General features: G+C 41.3%; 3 protein-coding genes. 1 reads left to right on the top strand and 2 read right to left on the bottom strand.

The window, feature by feature from the left end; all coding sequences use genetic code 11:
- Window positions 1–678 (bottom strand): glycosyltransferase family 2 protein (locus ACR2F7_RS13205; protein WP_432714024.1); only part of this gene is annotated, 678 nt, incomplete at its 3' end.
- Window positions 679–688: 10 nt separating this feature from the next.
- On the bottom strand, window positions 689–1960 hold the full coding sequence (locus ACR2F7_RS13200; protein WP_432714023.1) for a glycosyltransferase family 4 protein: 1272 nt from the start codon (window positions 1958–1960) through the stop codon (window positions 689–691).
- A 130-nt stretch (window positions 1961–2090) separates the two neighbouring features.
- Between ACR2F7_RS13200 and ACR2F7_RS13195 the strand changes: the two genes are divergently transcribed.
- Window positions 2091–2568 (top strand): class I SAM-dependent methyltransferase (locus tag ACR2F7_RS13195; protein WP_432714022.1); only part of this gene is annotated, 478 nt, incomplete at its 3' end.

The following is a 2568-nucleotide window of genomic DNA, read 5'->3' as shown; positions in this document are numbered from 1 at the left end:
ATTTGGGATCAAACCATAATACTTTGTAAAAATCCAAAAGCGTTCTTTTAAACTTTCCATATGCTTTTTCTTGGAAACACCACCTACAAGGTATTTAGCCACATACAAATGCGTATTAACGATTTTGTTGGCTTTTTTTGCTGCCCTGATGATCCAGTCAATATCTGCACTGTATTTATATTGCAAGTTGTAAGGTGCTGCGATCGAGCGTTTAACATAGATTGCCTGGTGACTGATACTCATGCCATACTTGAAACTTTTCCAGGTAAATGTCTCTGGTGCCTGGTGCCGCCTTTGACCTAAGCTTTCCCAGTTTTCATTATACATCTCCGTTTCTCCATAATAAATATCGGCATTTTCAGCCGTTTGAAATACCTTTTCTACGGTATCGAGGTCGTAAATTTCATCACCAGAATTCATAAACAGCACATAATCGCCAGTGGCCTGTTGCAACCCTTTGTTCATGGCATCGTAAATACCTTTGTCGGGTTCAGAAACCACCTTCGCCAGCTTAGATCTATACTGATCTACAATAGCCATGGTGCCATCATTACTTGCCCCATCGATGATGATGTATTCAATGGCAGGATAAGTTTGACCAAGTACAGAAAGCATGGTTCGTTCAATGTCCTGAACATTATTGTAAACGATGGTAATGACGCTTAGGGTAGGTTGCATGTAAAAGAGGTTATCGGGGCTGTGCCGCCAACAGCGACTCGTATAAATGAAGGTGTTTTTCTGCAATCACTGCAGGGGCAAATTCTGTCAATATGGTTCTGCGGGCTTCTTTTTGAATCTCTTCCCTGTTTTTCAAGTGATAAAGCCATTCCATGCCGTTGGCTAATTCCACCGCAGATTTATAGGCTGCAATATAGCCGTTCTGTAAATGTTTGACCATGTCTGGAATACCGCCTGTTTTAAAAGCAATCACCGGAGTTGCACAGGCCAGGCTTTCCATGACGGTGTTCGGCAAGTTATCTTCAAGGGAAGCAGTTAAAAAGGCATCTGCAGCTGAGTAACACTTGGCTAAATGCTCATCGTTATTGATGGTGCCCAGAAACGTAGTTTTAAAAGGAAACTCGGGCATTTCCGCATTGTCTTTATTGCCGAAAATAACCAGCTCTACGTTTTCTTTGATGATGCCCGGTCTTTTGCTGAACTTCATTAAAGCTTCCAGCAAATAGGCGGTCCCTTTATGTTTATCGTTTTTAGAGGGCATAAAACCACTCATCAGCACAAACTTTTCCGGAACAATTTTCAGGAGCTTTTTGGCCTCTGACTTAACATAAGGTTTAAAGATATGGGTTTCAATGGTGTTAGCGATAACGTTTACCTTTCTCGCCCCCATTAAACTGCTAATTTTAACAGAGTTGGCCATCCAGTTGCTGGGCGCCACAATGTGAAAGTTTAGATTTGAATAGGCTTCTTTTTTGCGAAGCCAGGTGCGGTGACTTAAATCGTTTTTGCCACTTGATTTTAAAAGCGGACAATAGCCACATTGCTGGTGGTAATTTTCACATTCATAACGTACATGGCAACCGCCGGTAAAGGCATTGCTATCGTGAAAGGTCCATACCATGGGTTTATCAAGGTATTCTAGCTGGGCAAGGAACTTTGGCGATAAAAAGCCATGGTTTATCCAGTGCAGGTGTATAATATCTGCGTTCTTTAAAGCGGGATCCTTGATGACTGAGCGGCCAAACCATTGCAGTGAAAATGGTGTTTTCATGGCTTTCACAAACAATTTTACCACATAGCGCTCAGCCAGGATGTTAAAAATAGCCATTGCTTTCTGCAATCCTGTTTTGCTAAACGTGCTGGTCTGCGCGCTTTTTTTAAATTGGTAATAGACCTTTACCTCAGATTGGGCGCCGCTGGCGTTTAAGGCATCATTTAAGCGCAAGCAAGCTCTGCCTGCACCTCCGTTACCTTCGTATGTGTTTAAATGTATGACTTTCAATGGCGTTTTCAAATGAGTCCGATTGTTCAAAATTACACATTATTGTAAACCTTTATGGCAAAGTCTTTGTGTATTTTAGTCTACCGCCGTCCATGTCTATTCTCAAATGCCCGTTATTTAAAAACAGCATATGAATAACCAGTTAACCGACAGAGCATTTTGGGTACATTATTGGGAAAGTAAAACAGGTCTATCTGTTCCTATCCCTGCAAATTACTTATTTCACCAGCAATTGCACGACATCATTGTCAAAAACAAGGTGCAAACGGCAATTGAACTCGGTGGTTTTCCTGGCTATTATACCGTTTTTTTAAGGAAGTATTTCAAGTTGGATGTAACGCTGCTGGATTACTTTGTGCACCCACCGATCATAAAAGATCTGCTGGAAAGCAACGGATTGCAACAAAACGATATTAACATCATTGAGACTGATCTTTTTAAATATACACCGGAAAAGCAATACGACCTGGTCTTGTCTTGCGGTTTGATAGAGCATTTTCATGATACAGCAGATATCATTAACCGCCATGTTGCTTTTGTAAAGCCCGGTGGCACCTTATTTATCACGTTGCCCAACTTTAAAGCTTTAAATGGCTGGTTTCAGAGAA

Source organism: Pedobacter sp., assembly GCF_045628745.1.
Taxonomy (GTDB): domain Bacteria; phylum Bacteroidota; class Bacteroidia; order Sphingobacteriales; family Sphingobacteriaceae; genus Pedobacter.
The sequence above is the reverse complement of the archived record's forward strand: the minus strand, read 5'-3'. Positions and strand labels throughout refer to the sequence as shown.